The sequence below is a fragment of the Hafnia sp. CBA7124 genome (assembly GCF_002355555.1).
GTDB classification, from domain to species: Bacteria; Pseudomonadota; Gammaproteobacteria; order Enterobacterales; family Enterobacteriaceae; genus Hafnia; species Hafnia alvei.
Genome location: NZ_AP017469.1, coordinates 2,914,322 through 2,940,357, shown reverse-complemented (window position 1 = coordinate 2,940,357; position 26,036 = coordinate 2,914,322). Strand labels below are relative to the sequence as shown.

The 26,036-nt window shown below is 50.0% G+C and carries 22 protein-coding genes; 20 read left to right on the top strand and 2 right to left on the bottom strand.

Annotation, left to right across the window (positions count from 1 at the left end; genetic code table 11):
• Positions 1 to 77: 77 nt before the first annotated feature.
• A complete protein-coding gene (locus tag CPY98_RS13585) occupies positions 78 to 1,298 on the bottom strand; it encodes a pyridoxal phosphate-dependent aminotransferase (RefSeq protein ID WP_025797882.1) in 1,221 nt (406 codons plus the stop codon).
• A 299-nt stretch (positions 1,299 to 1,597) separates the two neighbouring features.
• Here CPY98_RS13585 and CPY98_RS13580 point away from each other — a divergent pair, with 299 nt between their 5' ends.
• Both CPY98_RS13580 and CPY98_RS13575 read left to right on the top strand, forming a co-directional pair.
• Positions 1,598 to 2,188 (top strand): carboxymuconolactone decarboxylase family protein, encoded by a 591-nt coding sequence (locus CPY98_RS13580; RefSeq protein ID WP_025797884.1) that lies wholly within the window; start codon positions 1,598 to 1,600, stop codon positions 2,186 to 2,188.
• On the top strand, positions 2,181 to 2,801 hold the full coding sequence (locus tag CPY98_RS13575) for a CDP-alcohol phosphatidyltransferase family protein (protein ID WP_096388087.1): 621 nt from the start codon (positions 2,181 to 2,183) through the stop codon (positions 2,799 to 2,801). Before CPY98_RS13580 ends, CPY98_RS13575 begins: the two co-directional genes overlap by 8 nt.
• Before the next feature lie 55 nt (positions 2,802 to 2,856).
• Here CPY98_RS13575 and CPY98_RS13570 read toward each other — a convergent pair whose 3' ends face one another.
• Positions 2,857 to 4,167, bottom strand: coding sequence for a rhodanese-like domain-containing protein (locus tag CPY98_RS13570; protein ID WP_096388085.1), 1,311 nt, complete (start codon positions 4,165 to 4,167; stop codon positions 2,857 to 2,859).
• Between the two features lie 156 nt (positions 4,168 to 4,323).
• Here CPY98_RS13570 and CPY98_RS13565 point away from each other — a divergent pair, with 156 nt between their 5' ends.
• From CPY98_RS13565 to bglG, 18 genes are all read left to right on the top strand, one after another.
• Entirely contained in the window at positions 4,324 to 5,007 is a 684-nt protein-coding gene (locus CPY98_RS13565; RefSeq protein ID WP_096388083.1) for a TVP38/TMEM64 family protein, read from the top strand.
• 364 nt (positions 5,008 to 5,371) lie between these two features.
• Entirely contained in the window at positions 5,372 to 6,322 is a 951-nt protein-coding gene (locus CPY98_RS13560; RefSeq protein WP_038502366.1) for a LysR family transcriptional regulator, read from the top strand.
• A 674-nt stretch (positions 6,323 to 6,996) separates the two neighbouring features.
• Positions 6,997 to 7,437: an NADH-quinone oxidoreductase subunit A gene (locus CPY98_RS13555; protein WP_025797890.1), complete on the top strand. Its 441-nt coding sequence runs from the start codon at positions 6,997 to 6,999 to the stop codon at positions 7,435 to 7,437.
• Between the two features lie 48 nt (positions 7,438 to 7,485).
• Positions 7,486 to 8,160, top strand: a complete 675-nt coding sequence (locus CPY98_RS13550; RefSeq protein ID WP_025797891.1) for an NADH-quinone oxidoreductase subunit B family protein — start codon at positions 7,486 to 7,488, stop codon at positions 8,158 to 8,160.
• A 118-nt stretch (positions 8,161 to 8,278) separates the two neighbouring features.
• On the top strand, positions 8,279 to 10,087 hold the full coding sequence (gene nuoC, locus CPY98_RS13545; RefSeq protein WP_369828322.1) for an NADH-quinone oxidoreductase subunit C/D: 1,809 nt from the start codon (positions 8,279 to 8,281) through the stop codon (positions 10,085 to 10,087).
• 2 nt (positions 10,088 to 10,089) lie between these two features.
• Positions 10,090 to 10,590: an NADH-quinone oxidoreductase subunit NuoE gene (gene nuoE / locus CPY98_RS13540; protein ID WP_004092610.1), complete on the top strand. Its 501-nt coding sequence runs from the start codon at positions 10,090 to 10,092 to the stop codon at positions 10,588 to 10,590.
• Positions 10,587 to 11,948 (top strand): NADH-quinone oxidoreductase subunit NuoF, encoded by a 1,362-nt coding sequence (gene nuoF / locus CPY98_RS13535; RefSeq protein ID WP_025797895.1) that lies wholly within the window; start codon positions 10,587 to 10,589, stop codon positions 11,946 to 11,948. The genes nuoE and nuoF overlap by 4 nt, the downstream gene beginning before the upstream one ends.
• Positions 11,949 to 12,060: 112 nt before the next feature.
• Positions 12,061 to 14,811 (top strand): NADH-quinone oxidoreductase subunit NuoG, encoded by a 2,751-nt coding sequence (gene nuoG / locus CPY98_RS13530; protein WP_046360231.1) that lies wholly within the window; start codon positions 12,061 to 12,063, stop codon positions 14,809 to 14,811.
• Positions 14,808 to 15,785, top strand: a complete 978-nt coding sequence (gene nuoH, locus CPY98_RS13525) for an NADH-quinone oxidoreductase subunit NuoH (RefSeq protein WP_025797899.1) — start codon at positions 14,808 to 14,810, stop codon at positions 15,783 to 15,785. The genes nuoG and nuoH overlap by 4 nt, the downstream gene beginning before the upstream one ends.
• A gap of 15 nt (positions 15,786 to 15,800) precedes the next feature.
• Entirely contained in the window at positions 15,801 to 16,343 is a 543-nt protein-coding gene (gene nuoI / locus CPY98_RS13520) for an NADH-quinone oxidoreductase subunit NuoI (RefSeq protein WP_004092603.1), read from the top strand.
• 10 nt (positions 16,344 to 16,353) lie between these two features.
• Positions 16,354 to 16,932 carry an NADH-quinone oxidoreductase subunit J gene (gene nuoJ, locus CPY98_RS13515; protein ID WP_040046432.1) on the top strand — a complete coding sequence of 193 codons (579 nt, stop codon included), beginning with the start codon at positions 16,354 to 16,356 and terminating at the stop codon, positions 16,930 to 16,932.
• Positions 16,929 to 17,231 carry an NADH-quinone oxidoreductase subunit NuoK gene (gene nuoK / locus CPY98_RS13510; protein WP_004092601.1) on the top strand — a complete coding sequence of 101 codons (303 nt, stop codon included), beginning with the start codon at positions 16,929 to 16,931 and terminating at the stop codon, positions 17,229 to 17,231. Before nuoJ ends, nuoK begins: the two co-directional genes overlap by 4 nt.
• Positions 17,228 to 19,075 carry an NADH-quinone oxidoreductase subunit L gene (gene nuoL, locus CPY98_RS13505; protein ID WP_043494141.1) on the top strand — a complete coding sequence of 616 codons (1,848 nt, stop codon included), beginning with the start codon at positions 17,228 to 17,230 and terminating at the stop codon, positions 19,073 to 19,075. The genes nuoK and nuoL overlap by 4 nt, the downstream gene beginning before the upstream one ends.
• A gap of 78 nt (positions 19,076 to 19,153) precedes the next feature.
• Positions 19,154 to 20,677: an NADH-quinone oxidoreductase subunit M gene (gene nuoM, locus CPY98_RS13500; protein WP_096388079.1), complete on the top strand. Its 1,524-nt coding sequence runs from the start codon at positions 19,154 to 19,156 to the stop codon at positions 20,675 to 20,677.
• A 6-nt stretch (positions 20,678 to 20,683) separates the two neighbouring features.
• Positions 20,684 to 22,156: an NADH-quinone oxidoreductase subunit NuoN gene (nuoN, locus tag CPY98_RS13495; protein WP_025797909.1), complete on the top strand. Its 1,473-nt coding sequence runs from the start codon at positions 20,684 to 20,686 to the stop codon at positions 22,154 to 22,156.
• Between the two features lie 509 nt (positions 22,157 to 22,665).
• On the top strand, positions 22,666 to 23,985 hold the full coding sequence (locus CPY98_RS13490; protein WP_096388077.1) for an OprD family outer membrane porin: 1,320 nt from the start codon (positions 22,666 to 22,668) through the stop codon (positions 23,983 to 23,985).
• A 26-nt stretch (positions 23,986 to 24,011) separates the two neighbouring features.
• Complete coding sequence (surE, locus tag CPY98_RS13485; protein ID WP_043494138.1) at positions 24,012 to 24,905, top strand: 5'/3'-nucleotidase SurE; 894 nt, start codon at positions 24,012 to 24,014, stop codon at positions 24,903 to 24,905.
• Between the two features lie 178 nt (positions 24,906 to 25,083).
• Positions 25,084 to 25,932, top strand: a complete 849-nt coding sequence (bglG, locus tag CPY98_RS13480; RefSeq protein WP_096388075.1) for a transcriptional antiterminator BglG — start codon at positions 25,084 to 25,086, stop codon at positions 25,930 to 25,932.
• The last annotated feature ends 104 nt before the right edge of the window (positions 25,933 to 26,036 follow it).

Genomic DNA, 26,036 nt, shown 5'->3' with positions numbered 1-26,036 from the left:
GTCTATTGTGGGCGGTGATGGGGGAGGATGCAAATAAGAAACGGCACCAAAAGGTGCCGTTGGGTGATGCGAAAAAATCAATATTTCTGATGGTAGCCAGAGAAGAAACGGCCCAGCTTGTGGATCGCCATATCTAGGTCATCCACGCGAGGTAGCGTGACGATTCGGAAGTGATCCGGCTCAGGCCAGTTAAACGCGGTACCCTGAACTAATAACACTTTCTCTTGCAGCAACAGGTCGAGAACCATCTTCTGATCGTCGTGAACGTTGAAGCGCTTAGCGTCAATTTTTGGGAACATATAAAGAGCGCCGCGTGGTTTCACGCAGGATACCCCTGGGATTTCGTTAATCAGTTCCCAAGCACGGTTACGCTGTTCATACAAACGACCGCCCGGTTGGATAAACTCATTGATACTCTGGTAGCCGCCGATAGCGGTTTGAATCGCATGTTGCATTGGAACGTTAGCGCACAAACGCATCGATGCCAGCATTTCCAGACCTTCAATGTAGCCTTTGGCGTGCTTTTTCGGCCCGCTCAGAACCATCCAACCCTGACGGAATCCCGCTACGCGGTAGGTTTTGGATAAACCATTAAAGGTGACAACCAGCAAGTCAGGTGCTAATGAGGCGATAGAAATATGTTCTGCGTCGTCGTATAAGATCTTGTCGTAAATCTCATCGGCGAAGATGATCAGGTTGTTTTCACGCGCGATAGTGACGATCTCTTCCAGCAACTCTTTGCTGTAGACCGCACCGGTTGGGTTATTCGGGTTGATAATAACGATACCACGCGTGCGCGGGGTAATTTTGCTGCGAATGTCGTCCAGATCGGGGAACCAGTCGGCCTCTTCGTCACAACGGTAGTGCACGGCATTGCCGCCTGACAACGAAACGGCTGCGGTCCATAATGGGTAATCTGGGGCGGGTACTAGCATTTCGTCATCGCTGTTGAGCAGTGCTTGCATCGACTGCACGATCAGTTCTGAAACGCCGTTACCAATATAGATATCTTCAACGGTAACATCATGGATATCACGCGCTTGATAGTGCTGCATGATCGCTTTACGCGCGGAATATAGCCCCTTGGAATCACAGTAGCCCTGCGCCGTTGGTAGATTGCGAATGACGTCCACCAGAATCTCATCGGGCGCTTCAAAACCGAACGGTGCCGGATTGCCGATGTTTAATTTCAGGACTTTATTGCCTTCTTCTTCGAGTCGTTTTGCTTCTTTCAACACTGGCCCACGAATGTCATAGCAAACGTGATCGAGCTTGCGGGATTTTTCAATAGGGGACATAAAACAGCAGCCTTAATAATACGTAGCCAGAATAAAATTCGGCATTGCGCGTGGAAATGCGTGTCCATACGAGTAGAACACTGCGATGTAAAATAATGTACTCCCCGCGGCAGGGGTTTTGAAGGGTTCAGGCGGTTTTTGGTGCAAAACGTTAGCTTATCCGTTAGCCATAACCGATAACGCGTAATAATGGCTTGTTTGTTAGCGTTTAAAACTTAACAATAATGAAAATGCAGTTAAAAACTCCATGAAAATTCATTGGGGTTGTAAAAATAACGCCACATAACAGGAGATGTTGGGTGAAAAATAACGATAACCAGCCGTGGATCTCACCGCTGAAAAAAATCCCTACGGTCTTAACGCCTATCGTTCGAGCACAAGAGAAACATTATGGGCAAATTTTGAACCCTACGCGTTGGTGGGGGCGATTTCCTTTTCTGTTCTGGCTGGTGGCTTTTTTCGTTGGATTTTTGGAAAGAAGAGGCTCGGGGATAACGCCTACGGTACGGGCTTTGGTGATGACGCGCGTATCCCAGCAGTGTGATTGCGCTTTTTGTATTGATGCGAATAGTTTGAGATTAGCCGAGCGCAGTGGTTCGCTAGATAAAGTAATGTCTGTTCAGAACTGGCAGGCCGCGGATTGTTTTGACGAGCAGGAACGAGCCGCGTTAGCGTACGCCGATGGAATGACGGCGACGCCGCCGCGCATTGACGATAGTCTGAAAACAGAGCTGAAATCTCATTTCAATGAAAAAGCGATCACCGAGCTTACGGCGCTGATTGCGTTTCAGAATTTATCAGCGCGCTTTAATGCTGCGCTGGACATTCCTTCACAGGGGCTTTGTGTGCCTGAAACCGCGGTAAAACGTAAGGGAGCACCACGTGTTTGACCGTTATTTACATCCTCGGGTTAAGCCACTGCTTAATCAGATGGTTGCGCATCTTGATCGTCCTGCGATCACGCCGGATCGAATAAGTCTGGGCGGATTTGTGGTTGGTGTCTTGGCTCTGCCTTTTCTGGCTATGCAGTGGTACTACGCCGCTTTAATTGTCATCGTCATCAACCGGCTATGTGATGGATTGGATGGCGCTTTGGCGCGTCGAAGAGGACTTTCAGACGCCGGTGGTTTTTTAGATATTGCGTTAGATTTTTTGTTCTACGCATTGGTTCCGTTCGGTTTTGTGCTGGCTTCTCCCGAGCTGAATGCGGTTGCGGGGGCTTGGCTACTATTCGCCTTTATCGGCACCGGCAGCAGCTTTTTGGCTTTTGCGGCAGTGGCAGATAAGTATCGGTTAGAAAATCTGGATTACCCGCATAAGTCATTCTATTACCTTGGTGGGCTCACCGAGGGAGCGGAAACCATATTGGTGTTTATTCTTTTTTGTCTGTTCCCCGCTTATTTTCCGCTGATTGCATGGCTATTTGGTGGCCTGTGCTGGTTTACGACGCTGACTCGCGTTTGGGGGGGATATAACACGTTGAAGAGAGTGGAGAAGATTTAGGTTTCATTCTGGTAGCCCCATCCCCGGCATAAGGGATGGGGAAACATTTTACGACTTACTTCCAGCTACTATCCGGCCCACGTTCTCCGGTAACCACTGGGTTCTTCGGATTTGCGCTCCATTCATACCAACCGCCATCGTAAACGCTAACGGAAGGCCAGCCCATCGCGCGGGCATACATGAAGGTTTCTGACGCTCTCCAGCCGGTGCCGCAATAGAAAGAGACGTGTTGATCCGGCGTGATATGCCACTCTTTCCACATTGCAGCAATATCATCGGCTGAGCGCATGGTGCCATCTGGGTTATGGAAATCTTCCATATGCGTGGAATCGCTGCCAGCATGTCCCCAACGCGCGCCAGCAATTTCACCTTTTGGCTTGATGTAGCTGTAACCGCTGGTTTCGCCGGTAAATTCAGGCCATGAACGAATGCTGACTAAAGAAGCATCTTTACGATGTAATAATCCACGCGCCTGTTCTTCATTCAGCATGATCTGAGGCTGTCCAGGAATAGCTGCACCGAAATCTGGCGCTGGTTTTGCCTCTTTCGGCAGTCCGCGCTCAACCGGTAATCCCGCCGCTGACCAAGTCTGCCAACCGCCGTCCAGTAAGCGAACGTCTTTGACTCCCGCATAGAGCAGAATTTGAGCTACACGGGCCGCAGCGTAAACGTCGCGACCGTATAGGATCACGGTGGTATCGTGCTTGATGCCCTGTTTAGCCATTAGGGCTTTCAGTTTGTCATCAGAGACTTTGTTCCATAGCGGTTCACTTTCGACGTCATTGGTATCGATGTAGCCTGCATTGGGAATATGGCTGATGAGGTATTTTTTAGGTGCACCCCATGCAGCCTCAATCACTTTCCATTCACCAGCCGGTTTGGCGGCAACGGCTTTACCCTGCTGGAGATCGTAAATCCACTTTGGATACACTAATTGTTCAAAGTGCGGCATACGCTGCAAGCGCTTAGGCTGCGCTAATGCATCGCTAAGTAATGTGATATTGGCATAGCCGAGTTTAGCTAAACGTTCTTGCACCGCAGACGTTTGTGCTGCCGTCCCGTAAAGGGCCACTTTGCGGTCAGACGTGATTTGGTGTTGAGTTGCCCATTGCTGCAACTGCTGATCGTTCATTTCGCTTAACCAGCCAGCCGAGAGATTGACTGCCTGAGGCTCATGGCCGGAGGCACCGTCAACGACCTGTGGCCAACCGTTATAGAATGCGCTAGGGCGAGTATCAATAACCGCACCTTTTTGAGATTGGACATCGGCCAGCGTGGTTTGGGTCATGGGGATGGCAGCAGCGTTTGCCACCTGTAGCCAGCCGAGCAAAAGCGCAGAAGTGGCTAACTGGAAAGAGAATTTCATTAAGTTTCCTAGCGAAGAAAAGGTGAGAGACCTATTTTGGCTGAATATTTTGTCGCGTTCTTTGTGCGAACGCACAATGTTTTACATTATTACGTAGGTGATAATATAAATTCGCTGTTCTATTAATAGTTTAACTAATGAGGAAATGAAGTCGTCATGTTTAAGCGCCGTCAGAGGAATATCGTCATTTTATTGTGTCTGATAGGGGGCGCGATGATGTGGTTTGAGCCTGTACGCCACCAGCTGAAAACGTTATGGGGACTTTTTTCATCATTGGACGTGAATGTGATGATGGAATATTTGCGCAGCTTCGGGCCTTGGGCAATGGCTGTCTCATTTTTGTTGATGATTTTTCAGGCAGTTGCCGCGCCGCTACCGGCCTTTTTGATCACGTTTGCGAACGCTGCTCTGTTTGGCTGGTGGCAAGGTGCTTTGTTGTCATGGTGCAGTTCAATGGTCGCGGCGTGGCTGTGCTTTGTGTTGGCGCGATGGTTGGGCCGAGACACTATCGAGAAATTCGTCTCAGAAAAGGCTTTGAACAGCAGCGATCGTTTTTTTGAACGTTACGGCAAGCACACCATCTTGATATGTCGGCTGTTACCTTTCATCTCGTTTGACATTATTAGCTATGCAGCAGGTTTAACCTCAATTAAAGTAAGTGTATTCCTAATGGCCACCGGAATAGGGCAGCTACCTGCAACCCTAGTTTACTCTTATGTGGGCGGGATGCTTACGGGAGGTCTACGGTGGTTTATCACAGGGCTATTAATTATGTTTTCTTTGAGTATTCTGATTTTTGCATTAAAAAACAAAAAACACTCTCGAGGAAACAACAGCTAAGCTTAATGAAACCGGTCTCTGTTATTTTATTTACATTAGATTTATTAATTTATTTATTAGTCACGGTAGATAACCACAAGAAGAATAAAACTACTGTCATTATAAAGCCATTGTAAAACAATCTTTTAGTTGATTGATAGTTAACTATCTGACCTAATTAATAAGGGATCCTCAACAATGTAAATCTTTTCGCGTATTTTATGCTTTAAATTTGTTTTTAAGCCATAATTAAACTTGCGGAAAATTTGAATTAAGTATTTTCAGTTGCAGCTAACAGTAATGAGGGGAGGATGACGTTTATCTGAGTAGTAATACGTTTTAAATACCAGGGTTTATAGTCGCTGACTAATAATGAGAAATAGATATGATAAACACACATCGTCCTACGATTAACTTAGATTTAGATTTGCTACGAACTTTTGTAGCTGTTGCCGATGTGAAGACTTTTGCTGCTGCTGCCATTGTGGTGCAAAGAACACAATCGGCGGTGAGCCAGCAAATGCAACGTTTGGAGCAACTGGTGGGTAAAGAGCTTTTTGCTCGCCATGGGCGTAACAAACAACTGACTGAACACGGAGTCCAGCTATTAGGTTATGCGCGTAAAATTTTGCGCTTCAACGATGAAGCCTGTAGTTCATTGATTTACAACCATCTACAGGGTTCACTGATTATCGGCGCCACTGATGATACTGCCGATAGCATCCTGCCATTTCTTCTAAGTCGCTTTACCAGCCTGTATCCCAAGCTGGAAATCGACGTTAGGGTTAAGCGCAGTCCAGACATGAGGCAATTACTAAAAGACAGAGAAATTGATCTTGCCGTTACTACGATGGGGTTTGATGAGTTCTCTTATGAAACTTTAAGACGCTCTCCGACCGTATGGTTCTGCGCAACGGATTATGACTTTCAGCCCAGCGAACCCGTACCATTGGTGGTGCTGGATGAACCAAGTCCTTTCCGTGCGCTTGCCATTAAGCATCTCAATGAGGCGGGAATCCCATGGCGTATCGCCTATGTGGCTTCCACGCTTTCAGCGGTACGCGCCGCAGTGAAAGCGGGCTTAGGCGTAACCGCACGTCCTATTGAGATGATGAGCCCAGAACTACGCGTTCTTGGTTTGTCTGAGCGTTTGCCTAAGCTACCTGAAACGGAATATGCGCTTTGCTTAGCACCAAACTGTACTAATGAGTTAGCGACGATTTTGTTTAGTTCATTAAAAGCAGGTTCCGATCCTTATATTGAGGGGGGACCAGGCGTAACAGTACAAACAGTACAGGAAGGCTCTTTTTCAAGCGGACCAGAAGATGTGGCTTGAATTTGAAATCTCTCCGCTCATCTGAGCTTAATTTCACACACCGGTAGAAGTGCATAAAAATGCCGGTGTGTGACTATTCCCCTTTTGAAAAATAAATTTAACATCTCTCTGCTGACAAAACCTATTCCGTATGACTGAACCGATTCCGCTTTGCCATCAATTAGTTAAATGAAAACCATTCTCACTAAATGAGGTCTGTGCAAAATACGCACAATTTTTGTTAAGCAATCTTCCGGCCATCCCTTCCTGAATGAATATTCATTTGTCTGCTTATCATTGTTAATGTGATCCGCGTCATAAAAATGCCCGAGATACCCACGATGATGAACGGGTAATACCTAAGAAAATGGTATAGTGGCTACCAAACATTCACTTTTGTTTACATAATCGACACGTTACTGATGCAACTTGCAAACCTTATGAAGGATGCTAATACGTCGTGCAGACGCATCAAATGTTAAGTAAAATGTGGTGTTGTAAATTAATGTGTTGTTACCTTTGTCAAAGTTGACAAAAGGTTATAGAAAGGAGTAAAAAGCCCACAGTAAAACTCTGTTTAATCACTAAAAACAGGTGTTTTCTTGTGGTCCTTTTCCTTCCCTTAGTCGTTGTGGTGCACCTGCATTTCTTCAATGCAGAGAGACGTACCACGTTTGATGAGTAAGCATAAGAGTATGTCAACAGCCACTGAAGTAATCGCTCATCACTGGGCATTCGCCGTATTTATCATCATCGCACTCGGGCTATGTGGGGTTATGCTTCTTGGAGCATATGCACTCGGTGGGAGAGCTCGTGCGCGCTCGAAAAATACGCCTTATGAATCCGGTATCGACTCAGTAGGTTCGGCGCGTTTGCGTCTATCTGCTAAGTTTTATCTGGTCGCCATGTTCTTCGTCATCTTTGATGTGGAAGCCTTGTATCTATATGCATGGTCTGTCTCCATCCGGGAGAGTGGATGGATTGGCTTTATCGAAGCGGCAATTTTCATTTTGGTGCTGTTAGCAGGCCTGTTCTATTTGGTGCGTATTGGCGCGCTTGATTGGACGCCGGCACGTTCCAAGCGCCGTGTAGAACACGAAAGTACCGTTACGAATACCGATAGCCGCCCGCAGTAAGCCTGGCCTATTAGTCACCATTTATAGAGAAAGAATTGAGGCATAAAGATGGATTATACGCTCACCCGCATCGATCCGGACGGTGAGAACGACCGTTACCCCCTGCAAAAACAGGAGATCGTATCCGATCCTCTGGAACAACATGTTCACCGCAGTGTTTACATGGGCAAACTCGAAAATGCCCTGCATGACATGGTGAACTGGGGGCGTAAAAACTCGCTTTGGCCGTATAACTTCGGCCTTTCTTGTTGCTATGTGGAGATGGTGACGTCATTCACTGCGGTGCATGACGTTGCGCGTTTTGGGGCGGAAGTACTGCGTGCTTCACCGCGTCAGGCTGACTTTATGGTGGTTGCAGGCACCTGCTTCACCAAAATGGCACCGGTCATCCAGCGTCTTTATGACCAAATGCTGGAGCCAAAATGGGTGATCTCAATGGGTTCCTGTGCGAACTCCGGCGGCATGTACGACATCTATTCTGTGGTGCAGGGCGTGGACAAATTTATTCCGGTTGATGTGTATATCCCGGGATGTCCGCCGCGTCCAGAAGCCTATATGCAGGCATTGATGCTGTTACAGGAATCTATCGGTAAAGAGCGCCGCCCATTGTCGTGGGTTGTTGGCGATCAAGGTGTTTACCGCGCCAACATGCCATCAGAAAAAGAACGTAAGCGTGCTGAACGCATTGCAGTAACCAATCTGCGTTCACCAGACGAAATTTAATTTGCGCCTTGTGCAGTCTACTGAAGATGTGAGCGTCAGAAGATGGATTGCAGTTTTGAGTAGCGAATGATTTAGCCCGTTAGTTTGCTGGTTTCCCGGCAAGTAAAGTAAAAGCGTGGTGATAAAAATTATGACAGATTCGACGACGCAAGATCTGAATTTGCCTGCTTGGCAAACCCGCGATCATCTCGATGATCCGGTGATCGGTGAATTGCGCAACCGTTTTGGGCCCGATGCCTTTACCGTTCAGCCCACCCGCACTGGAATGCCTGTTGTTTGGGTGAAGCGTGAGCAATTACTGGAAGTGATGACCTTCCTGAAAAAACTGCCTAAACCGTATGTCATGCTGTTTGACTTACATGGTATGGACGAGCGCCTGCGTACTCATCGTCAGGGCCTGCCAGAAGCAGATTTCTCGGTCTTCTACCACATCATCTCTATTGAACGAAATCGTGACATCATGCTCAAGGTGGCATTGTCTGAAAAAGACATGCACCTGCCGACCGTGACTAAGATTTTCCCTAACGCTAACTGGTATGAGCGTGAAACGTGGGAAATGTTCGGTATGACCTTTGATGGCCATCCTCATTTGACGCGCATTATGATGCCGCAATCTTGGGAAGGTCATCCGCTGCGTAAAGATTATCCAGCGCGTGCAACGGAATTTGATCCGTTTGAACTGACCAAACAGAAACAAGATCTGGAAATGGAGTCGTTGACCTTCAAACCTGAAGATTGGGGAATGAAGCGCAGTACTGAAAACGAAGACTTCATGTTCCTGAACTTGGGGCCTAACCACCCATCTTCTCACGGTGCGTTCCGTATCGTGCTGCAGTTGGACGGTGAAGAGATTGTCGACTGTGTGCCAGACGTGGGTTATCACCACCGCGGCGCAGAGAAGATGGGCGAACGTCAGTCATGGCACAGCTATATTCCGTATACCGACCGTATTGAATACCTCGGCGGGTGCGTGAATGAAATGCCTTACGTGCTTGCGGTTGAAAAACTGGCGGGCATCGAAGTGCCAGAACGCGTGAAAGTGATCCGCGTTATGCTCTCTGAGCTGTTCCGTATCAACAGCCATCTGCTGTATATCTCGACCTTTATTCAAGACGTTGGCGCAATGACGCCGGTGTTCTTCGCCTTCACCGACCGTCAGAAAGTGTATGACGTGGTTGAAGCGATTACCGGTTTCCGTATGCACCCAGCATGGTTCCGTATCGGCGGTGTGGCACACGATCTGCCGCGTGGATGGGAGCGCTTGCTGCGTGACTTCCTCGACTGGATGCCAAAACGCCTAGATTCATACGTGAAAGCCGCGTTGAAAAACACCATCCTGAAAGGGCGTTCTGTCGGCGTTGCTGCTTACAATTCCAAAGAAGCATTGGATTGGGGCGTAACGGGCGCAGGCTTGCGTGCGACGGGTGTTGAGTTTGACGTGCGTAAATGGCGTCCATATTCAGGCTACGAAAACTTTGATTTTGAAGTGCCTGTCGGCCACAACGGTGACTGCTATGACCGTGTGATGCTGAAAGTGGAAGAGCTTCGTCAGAGTCTACGTATTCTTGAGCAGTGCTACAAAAACATGCCGGAAGGTCCGTTTAAAGCCGACCATCCACTGACCACGCCGCCGCCAAAAGAGCGTACGTTGCAGCATATCGAAACTCTGATCACCCACTTCCTGCAAGTGTCGTGGGGCCCGGTTATGCCTGCAAATGAATCGTTCCAGATGGTCGAAGCGACTAAAGGGATCAACAGCTACTATCTGACCAGTGACGGCAGCACCATGAGCTACCGTACGCGTATTCGTACTCCGAGCTATGCGCACCTGCAACAGATCCCAGCGGTAATTCGTGGCAGCCTGGTATCCGACCTGATCGTATACCTCGGCAGTATTGATTTCGTTATGTCAGATGTGGACCGCTAATCATGTCAGATCAATCTTTAGCAAAAGAAGAGGTTTTCGTGCTCAGCGATAGCGCCCGTGAGGCCATTGAGCATGAAAAACATCACTATGAAGATCCGCGCGCCGCGTCGATTGAAGCACTGAAAATTGTGCAGAAAGAACACGGTTGGGTTCCCGATGGTGCGATTTATGCCATTGCCGAAGTGCTGGATATTCCGGCCGCAGACGTGGAAGGCGTGGCCACATTTTACAGCCAGATCTTCCGTCAGCCGGTTGGTCGCCACATTATTCGCTACTGCGATAGCGTGGTGTGCCATATCAATGGGTATCAAGGTATTCAGGCCGCGCTGGAGCGCAAGCTGAACATCAAACCGGGTCAAACCACGTTTGATGGACGCTTTACGCTGCTGCCAACCTGTTGTCTGGGTAACTGCGACAAGGGGCCGAATATGATGATCGATGAAGATACTCATGCTCACCTGACGCCGGAGAACGTCGTCGAATTGTTGGAGCAGTATAAATGACAATTCCTTCAGCTTTAGTTCCAACACGTTCAGCGGAAAGCCATCCGCTGACGTGGCGTTTACGCGATGACCGCCAGCCAGTATGGCTGGATGAGTATCGCAGTAAAAGTGGCTATCAGGGCGCTGAAAAAGCGCTTAAAGGCATGGCTCAGGATGAAGTCGTTAATCTGGTTAAAGACGCTGGCCTGAAAGGGCGCGGCGGTGCAGGCTTCTCCACCGGTTTGAAGTGGAGCCTGATGCCAAAAGATGAGTCCATGAACATCCGTTACCTGCTGTGTAACGCTGATGAAATGGAGCCAGGCACTTATAAAGACCGTCTGCTGATGGAACAGATGCCGCACCTGCTGGTGGAAGGCATGCTGATCGCGGCATTCGCGTTGAAATCCTACCGTGGTTATATCTTCCTGCGCGGCGAATATGTTGAAGCAGCGGTAAACCTGCGTAAAGCGATTGAAGAAGCCAAAGCGGCTGGCCTGCTGGGTAAAAATATCCTCGGCAGCGGTTTTGACTTCGAACTGTTTGTGCACACCGGTGCGGGTCGTTATATCTGCGGTGAAGAAACCGCATTGATTAACTCGCTAGAAGGTCGTCGTGCAAACCCTCGTTCAAAACCACCATTCCCAGCCAGCTCTGGGGTATGGGGTAAACCAACGTGCGTTAACAACGTTGAAACCCTGTGTAACGTGCCAGCGATCATCGAGCACGGCGTGGACTGGTACAAAGGTCTGTCTGCCGGTAAGAGTGAAGATGCGGGTACTAAACTCATGGGCTTCTCTGGCCGCGTTAAGAATCCAGGACTGTGGGAGCTGCCGTTTGGCACCACCGCCCGTGAAATTCTGGAAGATTACGCCGGTGGCATGCGCGATGGTTTAACGCTCAAAGCTTGGCAGCCAGGTGGGGCAGGGACTGACTTCCTGACCGGCGATCATCTGGATCTGCCGATGGACTTCGCCAGCATCGGTAAAGCGGGTAGCCGTTTAGGTACCGCGCTGGCAATGGCCGTGGATAACGAAATTGGCATGGTGCCATTGGTACGCAACCTAGAAGAATTCTTCGCTCGCGAATCCTGTGGCTGGTGTACTCCATGCCGTGATGGTTTGCCGTGGAGCGTAAAAATCCTGCGTGCCCTTGAGCGTGGTGAAGGTCAACCGGGCGACATTGAAACGCTAGAACAGCTGTGCCGTCATTTAGGCCCAGGTAAAACGTTCTGCGCGCATGCGCCAGGTGCGGTTGAGCCACTGCAAAGCGCCATTAAATATTTCCGCGAAGAGTTTGAAGCAGGTATTGCCGCGAAAGATTACGGCAACTTGAATGCCATTAAGGGTATTCAGCCGAACCTGCTGAAATCGCGCTGGTAATTTTAGCCCCACCCCAATCTGCTTGATAGAAGGCAGGTTTGCTCCTCCGCTGCGAAGAGGGAGGTCGGGAGGGGGTTTAGGGTCAAAGTTTTCTTATTTTGGAAGCATGCTAATGGCTACAATTCATGTAGACGGCAAAGAATATGAAGTTAACGGGGCGGAGAACCTGCTACAGGCATGTCTCTCTCTCGGGCTTGATATTCCTTACTTTTGCTGGCACCCGGCGCTGGGCAGCGTCGGTGCTTGCCGCCAGTGTGCGGTTAAGCAATACCAGAACGCGGAAGATACCCGTGGTCGTCTGGTAATGTCATGTATGACACCCGCGCAGGATGGAACCTTTATTTCCATCGATGATGCAGAAGCGAAAACGTTCCGTGAGAGCGTTGTGGAATGGTTGATGACCAACCATCCACATGACTGTCCTGTGTGTGAAGAGGGCGGTAACTGCCATCTGCAAGATATGACGGTGATGACCGGCCATAGCTTCCGTCGCTATCGCTTCACCAAACGTACGCACAACAATCAGGAATTGGGGCCGTTTATTTCTCATGAAATGAACCGCTGCATCGCCTGCTACCGCTGTGTGCGTTACTACAAAGATTACGCTGATGGCACCGATTTCGGTGTGTATGGCGCGCACGACAACGTCTACTTTGGTCGCCCAGAAAGCGGCACACTGGAGAGTGAATTCTCCGGTAACTTGGTCGAAGTGTGCCCAACCGGCGTATTCACCGATAAAACGCACTCCGAGCGTTATAACCGTAAATGGGACATGCAGTTTGCCCCTAGCGTCTGCCAGCAGTGCAGCGTGGGTTGTAACACCAGCCCGGGTGAGCGCTACGGTGAAATTCGCCGTATCGAAAACCGTTTCAACGGTACCGTTAACCATTACTTCCTATGCGACCGTGGCCGTTTCGGCTATGGCTATGTCAACCTGAAGGATCGTCCTCGCCAGCCGCAACAGCGTCGTGGCAACGACTGGATCCACTTGAATGCCGATCAGGCTATGCAAGGTGCGGCGGATCTGCTGCGTCAGGCGAAGAAAACTATCGGTATTGGTTCTCCACGTGCCAGCCTTGAAAGCAACTATGCGTTGCGTGAACTGGTCGGCGCGGAAAACTTCTACAGCGGCGTTGAAGCGGGTGAATTAAGCCGTTTGAATCTGATGCAAAAAATCCTGCGCGAGGGTGGTATCTATACCCCGGCTCTGCGTGAGATGGAAAGCTACGATGCGGTGCTGATCCTCGGTGAAGACGTAACCCAAACCGCTGCGCGTATCGCGTTGGCGCTGCGTCAGGCTGTAAAAGGCAAGGCGCGTGCGATGGCTGCGGCTCAGCGTGTGGCTGACTGGCAGATTGCGGCGATTCAGAACATTGGCCAACGTGCCAAGTATCCGCTGTTCATGACCAGCATTGACGACACCCGTTTGGATGATATCGCGGCGCTGAACTATCGCGCACCGGTTGCCGATCAGGCACGTTTAGGCTTCGCTGTGGCTCATGCGTTGGATAACTCAGCCCCTGCGGTTGAAGGTTTATCAGACGACGTGCGCAAGCAGGTTGACGTGATCGTTCAAGCGTTAGCGGGAGCGAAAAAACCGCTGATCGTAACGGGCAGCAATGCCGGTTATACACCGCTGATTGAAGCCGCCGCGAACGTGGCTAAAGCGTTGAAAGCGCGCGATCTGGATGTCGGTATCACCTTTATTGCCGCCGAAGCGAACAGCATGGGTCTGGCAATGATGAATGCACCGTCGATTGACGATGCACTGGTTGAGCTCGAACAGGGTAACGCTGATGCCGTTGTGGTGCTGGAAAACGATCTTTATCGCCATGCGCCAGCTGCGCGTGTCGATGCCGCTTTGGCGAAAGCCCAAAGCCTGATCGTGGTCGATCATCAACGTACAGAAATCATGAACAAAGCCGATCTGGTGCTCTCAGCGGCAAGCTTTGCCGAAAGCGATGGCACCTTGGTCAACCAAGAAGGCCGCGCACAGCGCTTTTTCCAAGTTTACGATCCGGCTTACTACGACGATCCGAAGAAAAACACGCCGTCGATTATGCTGGAAAGCTGGCGCTGGTTGCACTCCCTGCACACCACCGTCGAAAGCCGTCATATCGACTGGACGCAGCTGGATCACGTGATTGAATCTTGTGTGAAAGCCTATCCACAGCTGCAAGGCATCGTGGACGCAGCGCCGGACGCAAGCTTCCGTATCAAAGGTCAGAAACTGGCTCGTGAACCGCATCGTTATAGTGGTCGCACCGCAATGCGCGCCAACATTAGCGTACATGAACCGCGCCAGCCGCAGGACAAAGACACCGCGTTTGCGTTCTCAATGGAAGGGTACAGTGGTCCATTGGAAGATCGTCAGCAGATCCCATTTGCATGGGCTCCGGGCTGGAACTCACCGCAGGCATGGAACAAATTCCAAGCCGAAGTGGGGGGGCATCTGCGCCACGGCGATCCGGGCGTGCGTTTAATCGCGGCCGGTGAAGGCTCATTGGCTTACTTCGACGCCGTACCTGCTGCCTATCAGAATGCGGGCTGGGTAGTTGCGCCTTACTACCATCTGTTTGGTAGCGACGAGATGACTCAGCGTGCACCGGTTATCCAAACCCGTATGCCAGAAGCATATGTGATGGTGAATCCGGCGGATGCGGCGCAGTTGGGCGTGAACAGCGGAACGGTTCTGGAGCTGACTGTTGCAGAACAGAAACTGACGCTGCCAGTGCGCTTAAGCGATAATTTGCAGTCAGGTCAAATCGGTCTGCCTCTGGGTCTGCCAGGTATCTCACCGGTGTTGAACGGAAGCAAAGTTGACGCTATTCAGGAAACGAAAGTGCGGGAGGCAGCATTATGAGTTGGCTGACGCCAGACGTGATCGACATCATTCTCACCGTGCTTAAAGCGGTGGTGATTTTGCTGGTGGTGGTCACCTGTGGGGCATTTATGAGCTTCGGCGAACGTCGTTTGCTCGGCCTGTTCCAGAACCGTTATGGACCAAACCGTGTTGGCTGGGGCGGCTCGCTCCAGCTGGTTGCGGATATGGTCAAAATGTTCTTCAAAGAAGACTGGGTTCCACGCTTCTCCGATCGCCTGATCTTTACCTTGGCGCCGATGATTGCGTTCTCCTCTTTGTTGCTGGCTTTCGCGATTGTGCCGGTAAGCCCAACGTGGATGGGTGCCGATCTGAACATCGGTATTCTGTTCTTCTTGATGATGGCAGGTCTTGCGGTTTACGCCGTGCTGTTTGCCGGTTGGTCGAGCAACAACAAATACTCTTTGCTGGGTGCGATGCGTGCTTCTGCGCAGACGCTGAGCTATGAAGTGTTCCTCGGTCTTTCGGTGATGGGCGTGGTTGCGCAGGCTGATTCCTTCAACATGCAGGCTATCGTGGAATCGCAGTCTCATCTGTGGAACGTTATCCCGCAGTTCTTTGGATTCCTGACCTTTATTATCGCCGGTGTTGCGGTATGTCACCGTCACCCATTTGACCAACCGGAAGCCGAGCAGGAACTGGCCGACGGTTACCACATTGAATATTCCGGTATGAAATTCGGTCTGTTCTTCGTGGGGGAATATATCGGGATCGTCACCGTATCAGCGCTGATTGTGACGCTGTTCTTCGGAGGCTGGCAGGGGCCATTCCTGCCGCCGGTTATCTGGTTTGCAATTAAGACTGCCTTCTTCATGGTGATGTTTATTCTGGTGCGTGCGTCACTGCCGCGTCCTCGCTATGACCAGGTGATGTCATTCGGCTGGAAAATTTGCCTGCCGTTGACGTTGTTGAACCTGTTGGCGACCGCCGCCGTGATTTTGTATAACGCTCAATAAGGGGTGAATGTAACCATGACATTGAAAGAGTTAGTGGTTGGTTTCGGCACCCAAGTGCGCAGCCTGTGGATGATTGGCTTGCATGCGTTTGCTAAGCGCGAAACCCAAATGTATCCGGAAGAGCCGGTCTATCTGCCGCCTCGCTACCGTGGTCGTATCGTGTTAACCCGCGATCCCGACGGTGAAGAGCGCTGCGTTGCCTGTAACCTGTGTGCCGTTGCCTGTCCGGTTGGCTGTATTTCTTTGCAGAAAGCAGAAACCAAAGATGGTCGCTGGTATCCAGAGTTTTTCCGCATCAACTTCTCTCGCTGCATCTTTTGTGGTTTGTGTGAAGAAGCGTGTCCAACGACCGCTATTCAGCTAACGCCAGATTTTGAACTGGGTGAATTTAAGCGTCAGGATTTGGTATACGAAAAAGAAGATCTTCTGATCTCGGGCCCGGGTAAATATCCGGAATATAACTTCTATCGTATGGCCGGTATGGCTATCGACGGCAAAGCGAAAGGCGAAGCCGAAAACGAAGCGAAGCCGATTGACGTTAAAGGTCTGCTACCTTAAGGAGCCAAGCATGGAATTTGCATTCTACATTGCAGCGCTGGTGGCCGTGGTGGCAACGATCCGAGTGATCTCGCATGCCAATCCGGTTCACGCCTTGCTGTATTTAATTGTGTCGTTACTGGCGATTGCGGCGGTGTTCTTCTCTCTTGGCGCTTACTTTGCGGGTGCCTTGGAGATCATCGTGTATGCCGGTGCGATTATGGTTCTGTTCGTCTTCGTGGTCATGATGCTTAACCTCGGTAATTCGGTGGTGGAGCAAGAACGCGCATGGCTGAAACCAACGCTGTGGATTGGGCCGAGCATTTTGTCTCTGATCCTGTTAGCGGTGCTGGTTTACGCCATTATGAGCGTCAACGACCAAGGGATCAGCGGCGACATGATTGACGCGAAAGCGGTCGGTATCGCGCTGTTTGGCCCGTATGTTCTAGCCGTTGAACTGGTATCTATGCTGTTGCTGGCGGGTCTGGTGGTGGCGTTCCATGTGGGACGCGAGCACAAGCAGGGTGAAGTCTTCAGCAAAGCGCCAGAAGCGGATGCCAATAAAGCCAAGGCAATGGCGGTAAAAAATAAGGCGGAGGAGCGAGCATGATCCCGTTACAACACGGTTTAATTCTGGCGGCCATCCTGTTTGTTCTGGGACTGACCGGCCTGTTAATCCGGCGCAATCTGCTGTTTATGCTGATTAGCTTGGAAATCATGATCAACGCGGCTGCTTTGGCATTCGTGGTGGCGGGGAGCTATTGGGGACAAGCAGATGGTCAGGTGATGTACATTCTGGCGATCAGCTTAGCCGCGGCGGAAGCGAGTATTGGCTTGGCGCTGTTGCTGCAATTGCATCGTCGTCGCAACACCCTGAATATCGATACTGTCAGTGAGATGCGCGGATGAACCTACTCTACTTAACAATATTGCTACCGTTAATCGGGTTCTTGCTGTTGGCATTTTCCCGTGGTCGCTGGTCAGAAAATACGTCGGCCATCATCGGTGTCGGTTCTATCGGACTGGCTGCGCTGGTTACCGCCTATGTGGGTTTTGATTTCTTAAGTCAAAAAGCCGACGGCGTACAGGTGTTCAACCAACATCTGTGGAACTGGATGGCCGTGGGTGACTTCGGTATTCCTGTGACCTTAACGCTGGACGGTCTGTCGCTGACCATGCTGTCTGTGGTTACCGGCGTGGGCTTCTTCATTCATATGTTCGCCTCATGGTATATGCGCGGTGAAGAGGGCTACTCGCGCTTCTTCGCTTATACCAACCTGTTTATCGCCAGCATGGTGGTATTGGTTCTGGCGGATAACCTGCTGCTGATGTATCTGGGCTGGGAAGGGGTAGGGCTGTGCAGTTATCTGCTGATCGGCTTCTACTACACCAATCCGGCTAACGGTGCGGCGGCAATGAAGGCGTTCATCGTGACCCGCGTAGGTGACGTGTTCTTGGCGATTGGCCTGTTCATTCTTTACAACGAACTGGGCACGCTGAACATCCGTGAACTGATGATTCTGGCTCCGCAAAAACTGGAGATAGGCTCGACTGCGATTACGTGGGCGACGCTGATGCTGTTGGGCGGTGCCGTAGGTAAATCTGCACAGCTGCCGTTGCAAACATGGTTGGCGGATGCGATGGCGGGTCCAACGCCGGTTTCTGCTTTGATCCATGCTGCGACCATGGTTACCGCCGGTGTTTACCTGATTGCACGTACGCACGGCCTGTTCCTGATGGCGCCTGAAGTGCTGCATCTGGTGGGTATCGTTGGTGCGGTGACGTTGGTGCTGGCCGGTTTCGCCGCGCTGGTACAAACCGACATCAAACGCGTGCTAGCTTACTCAACCATGAGTCAGATCGGCTACATGTTCTTGGCGCTGGGCGTTCAAGCATGGGATGCGGCAATCTTCCATCTGATGACGCATGCGTTCTTTAAAGCGCTGCTGTTCCTCTCTTCTGGTTCGGTTATTTTGGCCTGCCACCACGAGCAGAACATCTTCAAAATGGGTGGATTGCGTAAATCGCTGCCGCTGGTTTACATCTGCTTCTTGGTCGGTGGTGCTGCGCTGTCTGCGTTGCCAATCGTCACCGCGGGCTTCTACAGTAAAGATGAAATCCTGTGGGGTGCGTTGGCTTCTGGCCACGTTAACCTGATGACTGCGGGCTTGGTGGGTGCGTTCCTGACGTCGCTGTATACCTTCCGTATGATTTTCATTGTGTTCCATGGCGAAGCACATACCAAAGCACATGCGGGCAAAGGCATTGCGCATAGCCTGCCGCTGATTGTGTTGCTGGTGCTTTCTACCTTCATCGGTGCGTTGATTACGCCACCGCTGGCGGGTGTGTTACCAGAAAGCCACAGCGGTGAAGCGGGTAAAATGACGTTAGAAATTATCTCCGGCGTCGTGGCTATCGTTGGCATCCTGCTGGCTGCTGTCTTGTACCTTGGGAAACGTCAGTTTGTGAATAGCGTGGCGCAGAGCGCGCCGGGTCGCTTCTTCTCAACGTGGTGGTTCCATGCATGGGGCTTTGACTGGCTGTACAACATGATCTTTGTTAAGCCGTTTAAAGCGATTGCTTACCTGTTACAGCGCGATCCGCTCAACAGCCTGATGAACCTGTTCGCCGTCTTTGCGCGCTGGGGTAATCGTGGTCTTGCGGTGAGTGAAAACGGTCAGTTGCGCTGGTATATGGCATCTATGGGTGTGGGCGCAGTGGTCGTATTGGCTCTGTTGTTATTGGTTAAGTGAATTGAGTTGTCGCCAGCCGGGGGCGGATGCCCTCGGTAACGTGAAAACCGCATTCAATTTTAAGGGACACAAAGCGCCATGTTATTACCTTGGCTAATTCTTATCCCGTTCATCGGTGGCTTTTTAAGCTGGCAGAGCGAGCGCTTCGGCACCAAAGCTCCACGCTGGATAGCACTGATAGCAATGGGTCTGACGTTAGTGTTGTCTGTGCAACTGTGGTTGCAGGGCGGCTATTCTCTGACACAGGCGGCGGGTCTGCCGCAGTGGCAGTCAGAGTTCTCCGTGCCGTGGATCCCACGTTTCGGGATTGAATTCCACCTAGCACTGGATGGTTTATCACTGCTGATGGTGGTATTGACCGGCTTGCTGGGCGTTCTGGCGATCCTCTGTTCTTGGAACGAGATCCAGAAGTATCAGGGCTTCTTCCACCTGAATCTGTTATGGATTCTGGGGGGTGTCATCGGTGTGTTCTTAGCCATCGACCTGTTCCTGTTCTTCTTCTTCTGGGAAATGATGCTGGTGCCGATGTACTTCTTGATCGCTCTTTGGGGTCATAAAGCATCAGACGGCAAAACCCGTATCAGCGCTGCCACCAAGTTCTTCATCTACACCCAGTCCAGCGGCTTGATTATGCTGATTGCGATTCTGGGTCTGGTATTTGTTCACTTCAACGCTACCGGCGTGTGGACATTTAACTATGAAGAATTGCTGAACACGCCAATGAGTCACAACGTTCAGTATCTGCTGATGTTGGGCTTCTTTATTGCATTTGCCGTGAAGATGCCGGTGGTTCCATTGCATGGCTGGTTACCTGATGCACACAGTCAGGCACCGACCGCAGGTTCCGTTGACTTAGCCGGTATTTTGCTGAAAACCGCAGCCTATGGTCTGTTGCGTTTCAGCCTGCCGTTGTTCCCAGAAGCATCCCATGAATTCGCGCCTATCGCGATGTGGTTAGGTGTTATCGGTATCTTCTACGGTGCATGGATGGCGTTTGCTCAGACTGATATTAAACGTCTGATTGCTTATACCTCCGTTTCCCACATGGGCTTCGTATTGATCGCGATCTACTCCGGTAGCCAACTGGCCTATCAGGGCGCGGTTATCCAGATGATTGCGCACGGTTTGTCTGCTGCGGGTATGTTCATCATCTGTGGTCAGCTTTACGAACGTCTGCATACGCGTGATATGCGTCAGATGGGCGGTTTGTGGGGCCGGATTAAGTACCTGCCTGCGCTGTCGCTGTTCTTTGCCGTTGCCACCTTAGGTATGCCGGGTACTGGTAACTTCGTTGGTGAGTTCATGATCCTATTCGGCAGCTTCCAAGTGGTGCCGGTTATCACGATTATCTCTACCTTCGGTCTGGTATTTGCCTCTGTTTATTCGTTAATCATGATGCAGCGCGCTTATTACGGTGCACCAAAATCTGACAAACCTCTGCCGGGCATGAGCACGCGTGAGCTGTCGATTATTCTGCTGCTGGTGGTTCTGCTGGTTGCGCTAGGTGTTTATCCTCAGCCGATTCTGGATACGTCCAGTGCCGCAATGACGAACGTGCAACACTGGTTTAGCTCTGCTTCAACTTTAACAACAAGGCCGTAATTCGCCATGACAATAACTCCTCAACATCTGATCGCACTGTTACCGCTGTTGATCGTCGGATTGACGGTGGTGGTTGTGATGCTGTGCATTGCGTGGCGACGCAACCACTTCGTCAACGCAACGGTGACAGTGATCGGTTTGAACCTGGCGCTGCTTTCGCTCTATTTTGTGGGGCAGCTTCTTTCTGCAACGGATGGCTCGTTAAACGTAACGCCGCTGTTTCGCGTTGATAGTTTCTCCATGCTGTATATCGGCTTGGTGTTGCTGTCGAGCCTTGCGACCAGCACGTTTGCCTACCCATGGCTGCAAGGCTATCCAGATAACCGCGATGAGTTCTATCTGCTGGTTCTGATTGCAACTCTGGGCGGTATCGTACTGGCTTGCGCTAACCATCTGGCGGCGTTGTTCATCGGTATCGAACTGATTTCGCTGCCGCTGTTTGGCTTGATTGGTTATGCCTATCGCCAGAAACGTTCGCTGGAAGCCGCTATCAAGTACACCATTCTGTCAGCGGCGGCGTCATCGTTCCTGCTGTTCGGTATGGCGCTGCTGTATGCTGAATCTGGCGACCTGTCGTTTGCCGGCCTAGGCAAAAGCATGAGCGATAGCATGCTGCACGAACCGCTGTTGTTAGCCGGTTTGGGCATGATGCTGGTTGGCTTTGGCTTCAAACTTTCACTGGTTCCGTTCCAGCTGTGGACGCCAGACGTGTATCAGGGCGCACCTGCACCGGTTTCAACCTTCTTGGCCACCGCCAGCAAGATTGCCATCTTTGCCGTTCTGATGCGTCTGTTTATGTATGCGCCGGTCACCAACAGCGAAACGGTACGTTTAGTTCTGGGCATCATCGCATTCTGCTCCATCCTGTTTGGTAACCTGATGGCGATCACGCAGAGCAACATCAAGCGTCTGCTTGGTTACTCTTCGGTGTCTCATTTAGGCTATCTGCTGGTGGCATTGATTGCGGTTCAGAGTCAGCAAATTTCTGCTGAAGCGGTTGGCGTGTATCTGGCAGGTTATCTGTTCGCAAGTCTTGCCTCCTTCGGTGTGGTGAGCTTGATGTCTAGCCCATACAGCGGCCCTGACGCAGAATCCCTGTTCTCTTATCGTGGTCTGTTCTGGCATAAGCCAATTCTGTCTGCGGTGATGACGGTGTCTATGCTGTCTCTGGCGGGTATCCCAATGACGCTGGGCTTCATCGGTAAATTCTATATCGTTACCGTGGGTGTTCAGGCGCATCTGTGGTGGCTGACCGGTGCGGTTGTGGTGGGTAGTGCGATTGGTTTGTACTACTACCTGCGCGTTGCCGTGAGTATGTACCTGCATGCACCTGAAACGCTGGTGCGTGATACGCCAAATAACTGGGCACTGACTGCCGGTGGCGTTGTGGTGCTGATTTCAGGGATCTTAGTGGTTCTGCTGGGTATCTTCCCTCAGCCGCTGATTTCTCTGGTGCAGATGGCACAGCCGATTCTTTAATTGAATCGATAAGATCATAGCCAAATAAAGCCCTATTAGTTAACGCTAGTAGGGCTTTTTACTTATACGATATTAAAGAATAACTTTACTGAATTAGTCGAAGCGTATTTTTTTGATCAAGGCTAATTAATTAGATGATAAAAATAGAAAATGCATAACAATGTTTGTTAGCCACATCACAAAATAATCTTATTTACGGTTGAAAGGGTTTAGTTTCTAAAATTACCGTGGTAACGTACTTTTAGCTAGAAACATGTTTAGGATTGTTACTGAGTAGCAGGCAAAACCTAAGCTTCTGAATGTATGGCATTGGCCAACAATCGGGAGCTTAGGTTTTTTTTTGCCTCTAGTTTGTTGGTGTTAATAAAGGATATTGAATCGGATTTATTAAATTCTAATTATTGAGCGTTAATTCATTAGATTCTATTTTGAGCAGCTTATTCTGCTTTCGGGGATCTTTTGCCTAAAACCAGTGCCGAATTAATTCAAGGAAAGGCAGGGAATATAAGATGAGACACAGCAATATAAAAATAACGTTACTTTTAATTACCACTGGGATTTTTACTCATGCCAATGCGATGGATATTTCAAGCGGCGGTTTATTTGAGGGTAGCCATTTAGATCTCACGCTCAGAAATATATGGATGCTAAACACCACAGACCAGCGTGCAGATTTCGATGTTGGCGACCAAAATGCCTGGGCGCAGGCGATACATGTAGATTACAGCAGCGGCTGGTACCAAGACACCGTGGGATTTGATGCCTCGTGGTATGGCGTGAGCAAACTATATGCCAATAAAGATTTCTACGGCCGTGATTTATTGCGTGACAACAATGGGCATGCGGAAGGTTTTAATAAGGTCGGCCAGCTTTTTGCTAAGGCTAAGTTTGGCGAACAAAAACGGTTTATGAATGTGTATGGCGGCTGGAGAAAACTGAATAAATTCGGCGCCATTACCACCAATACCAGCCGTGCAGTCCCTAGTACTTGGGAAGGGCTCAGCACTGAGATTGGTTTTGATCAGGTGCAAATAAAAGCGGCGTTGGTGAATCGTTTTTCAGAGCGTGATGAGCCGGAAAAACGTCATTTTTACACGCTGAAAAGCGATAAGAAAATCGACTATATCGCATCCGGTGATATTAGCTGGAAGCCAGAAAAGGGCAAAGGTTTCACCTATTTGGCCGGTGATAGTAAAGATTATTTGCTACGACAAGGCATTGAGGGAAGTTGGTTTTGGCCGCTCTCCGAAAACTCCCGTTTTCTGACTCGCGGCGTGGTGTATTACAACCGTGGCTTGAGCGAATGGGAAGGAACTAAAGCCTTTGAACATGATGCTGAGCACTATTTTGGCCTTATTGGTTATCAAAAAGCGGCTGCGGAATTCGGCGTTGGCTGGTCAAAAACAAAGGCACATTTAAAAGATGGACTGGGTTATTTCTATTGGCATATGGGGAAAAATACCCGTGGCACTTTCAATAGCCCAGCCGATGGAGAAGGGAATGACTACGTTAACGATGGCGAGCAGATGCTTTATGTCTATAGCCAGTATCAGGTTTCACCCGAACTGTTGGTCGGGTTATATGGAAACTATGGCTATGGCATTGAGTACAAAGGGGTTTCGTTAAAAGAGTGGGAATATGGCGGATTCTTCTCATGGTCACCACAGCGTATCGCTGGCCTCAATATTTTTGCGGGCTTTGGCCCTGCTTATACATGGAAACTCGATAGCAAAAGTAACCCATCAATAACCGATGATGGCGATAGTTTCCACCGTGCGAAAGGCGTAGGGGCCGCGGTTCGCGTTGAGTATAAATTTGGTTTGTTTTAATGGTTTCACTGATTAGGAATAACACGATGAAAAAACAACTGATTACCGCTGCTTTATTAGCGTCTACCGCGCTAGTGGCACAGGCCGCCGATCGCCCAATGCGTATTTTGATCGTTAACGACGACGGATGTGAATCCTATGGCACCACGTCGCTACAAACAAAGCTGGCCGCAAAAGGTTATGACGTATGGCTGGTTGCGCCAGCGACCAATCAAAGCGGCATCGGCTCTGCGATTACGTTTAAACCTAACAAGATTTTCGATGTAAAAAAAATAAGCGACAAACAGTACTGCTTCCCTGGAACGCCTGCTGATTCGCTTGATTTTGCTGTGCTGGGCGTGATGCAAGACACGCCGCCCGATCTCGTTATCTCTGGGGTGAACGATGGCCCAAATACTGGCGTTGCTCAACTGAATTCCGGCACGGTATCTGCCGCAGCGCGCGCTGTTCGCTATGGTTATCCTGCCATAGCCGCCAGTATCGGCTATGTATTGAGTGAAAAAGAAATGAAAGCGGGTTGGCCGAGCACCAAGCTTTATTGGCCGCAGGCGGTAGATTATATGGTTCATGTTGTCGATGAACTGGGGAAAAACTGGCAGCCAGGGCAGTCTTTATTACCGAAAGGTTCAGGCTTAAGCATCAACTATCCGCCTCTGGCAAAAGATAAAATAGCCGGTGTGAAATACGTTATCAATGAGCCGCATCCTAAAGCACAGCATCACTACAAGCTGTTACCGGATGGTAAAGCACAGCAAATTATGAACACAGACGTATTAACCCCATCTCAGGCGGATACCGATACCGGCTGGCTTAACAAAGGTTATATCACCTATACCATCATTGACGGTGACTGGAATGCGCCGCAGCTAGAGTCTGAATACCAGCATTTGTTGAATAAACCTGAGCTGCAACATCTGTAGCTAAAACGTTAGTTCGCGGGCGATCGCTATCACGTTTTAGCCATGTGTCCGTTGAGGCAAAGTTTAAAACTGATAGAGTCATCAGTGGATTGTTACTGCGTAAGCAGGCAAAACCTGATCAACTGACATTTGTCAGCGGTCAGGTTTTTTTGTTTCTGGAGTCTAAAAAGGTTAACCCGTGAAAATCGCCAAAATACTGAATAACAATGTGGTGGTCGTGGTTGATGAACATCAGCGCGAACAGGTGGTGATGGGGCGTGGTTTGGGATTCCAGAAACGTTCCGGTGATGCGGTGGACGAGGCTAAGATTGAGAAAGTATTCGCACTGCAAAGTGATGAGCTCATCACGCGTTTGAGCGAGCTTTTGAGCCATATACCACTCGAGGTGATGACTACCTGCGATCTCATTATTAACGCGGCAAAAGCGCGGCTCGGTAAATTACAAGATAGCCTGTATATCTCTCTGACCGATCATTGCTATTTTGCGATTGAACGGCAGCAGAAGGGGATGGCCATTCGCAACGTTTTACTGTGGGAGACGCGGCGTCTGTATCCGAAAGAATATGCCATCGGGCAGGAGGCCATTGAGCTGATTGATCGCCGCTTAGGGGTGCGATTATTGGATGATGAAGCAGGATTTATTGCCCTGCATCTGGTTAATGCCCAGCTCAATAGCGAAATGCCTGAGGTAATGCACATCACGCAGGTGATGCAAGAAATCCTGCATATTGTGAAGTACCAACTATCGCTGGAATACGACGAAGAGACCTTAAGCTATCAGCGCTTTGTCACGCACCTCAAGTTTTTTGCTCAGCGCATGCTAGGACGAAATGTGGTGCCTGATGACGATATTACCCTGCATTCGGCGGTAAAGGATAACTACCCGCTGGCATGGCGTTGTGCTGAAAAAATTGGTCGGCATTTAAAGGCGCAGTATCAACGCGAACTGAGTAATGAAGAGATTATGTTCTTGTCTATTCACATCGAAAGAGTTCGCAAAGAGTGTCCAAGCGCGGCAACGCGTTAAAAAATTCACCGTGCCAGATGTTGGCATGGACTAAAGGATTGTTACTGCTTCGGCGGGCAAAACCTGATCGCTTCTCCTGATTTATTTAGGCGAAGGGTCAGGTT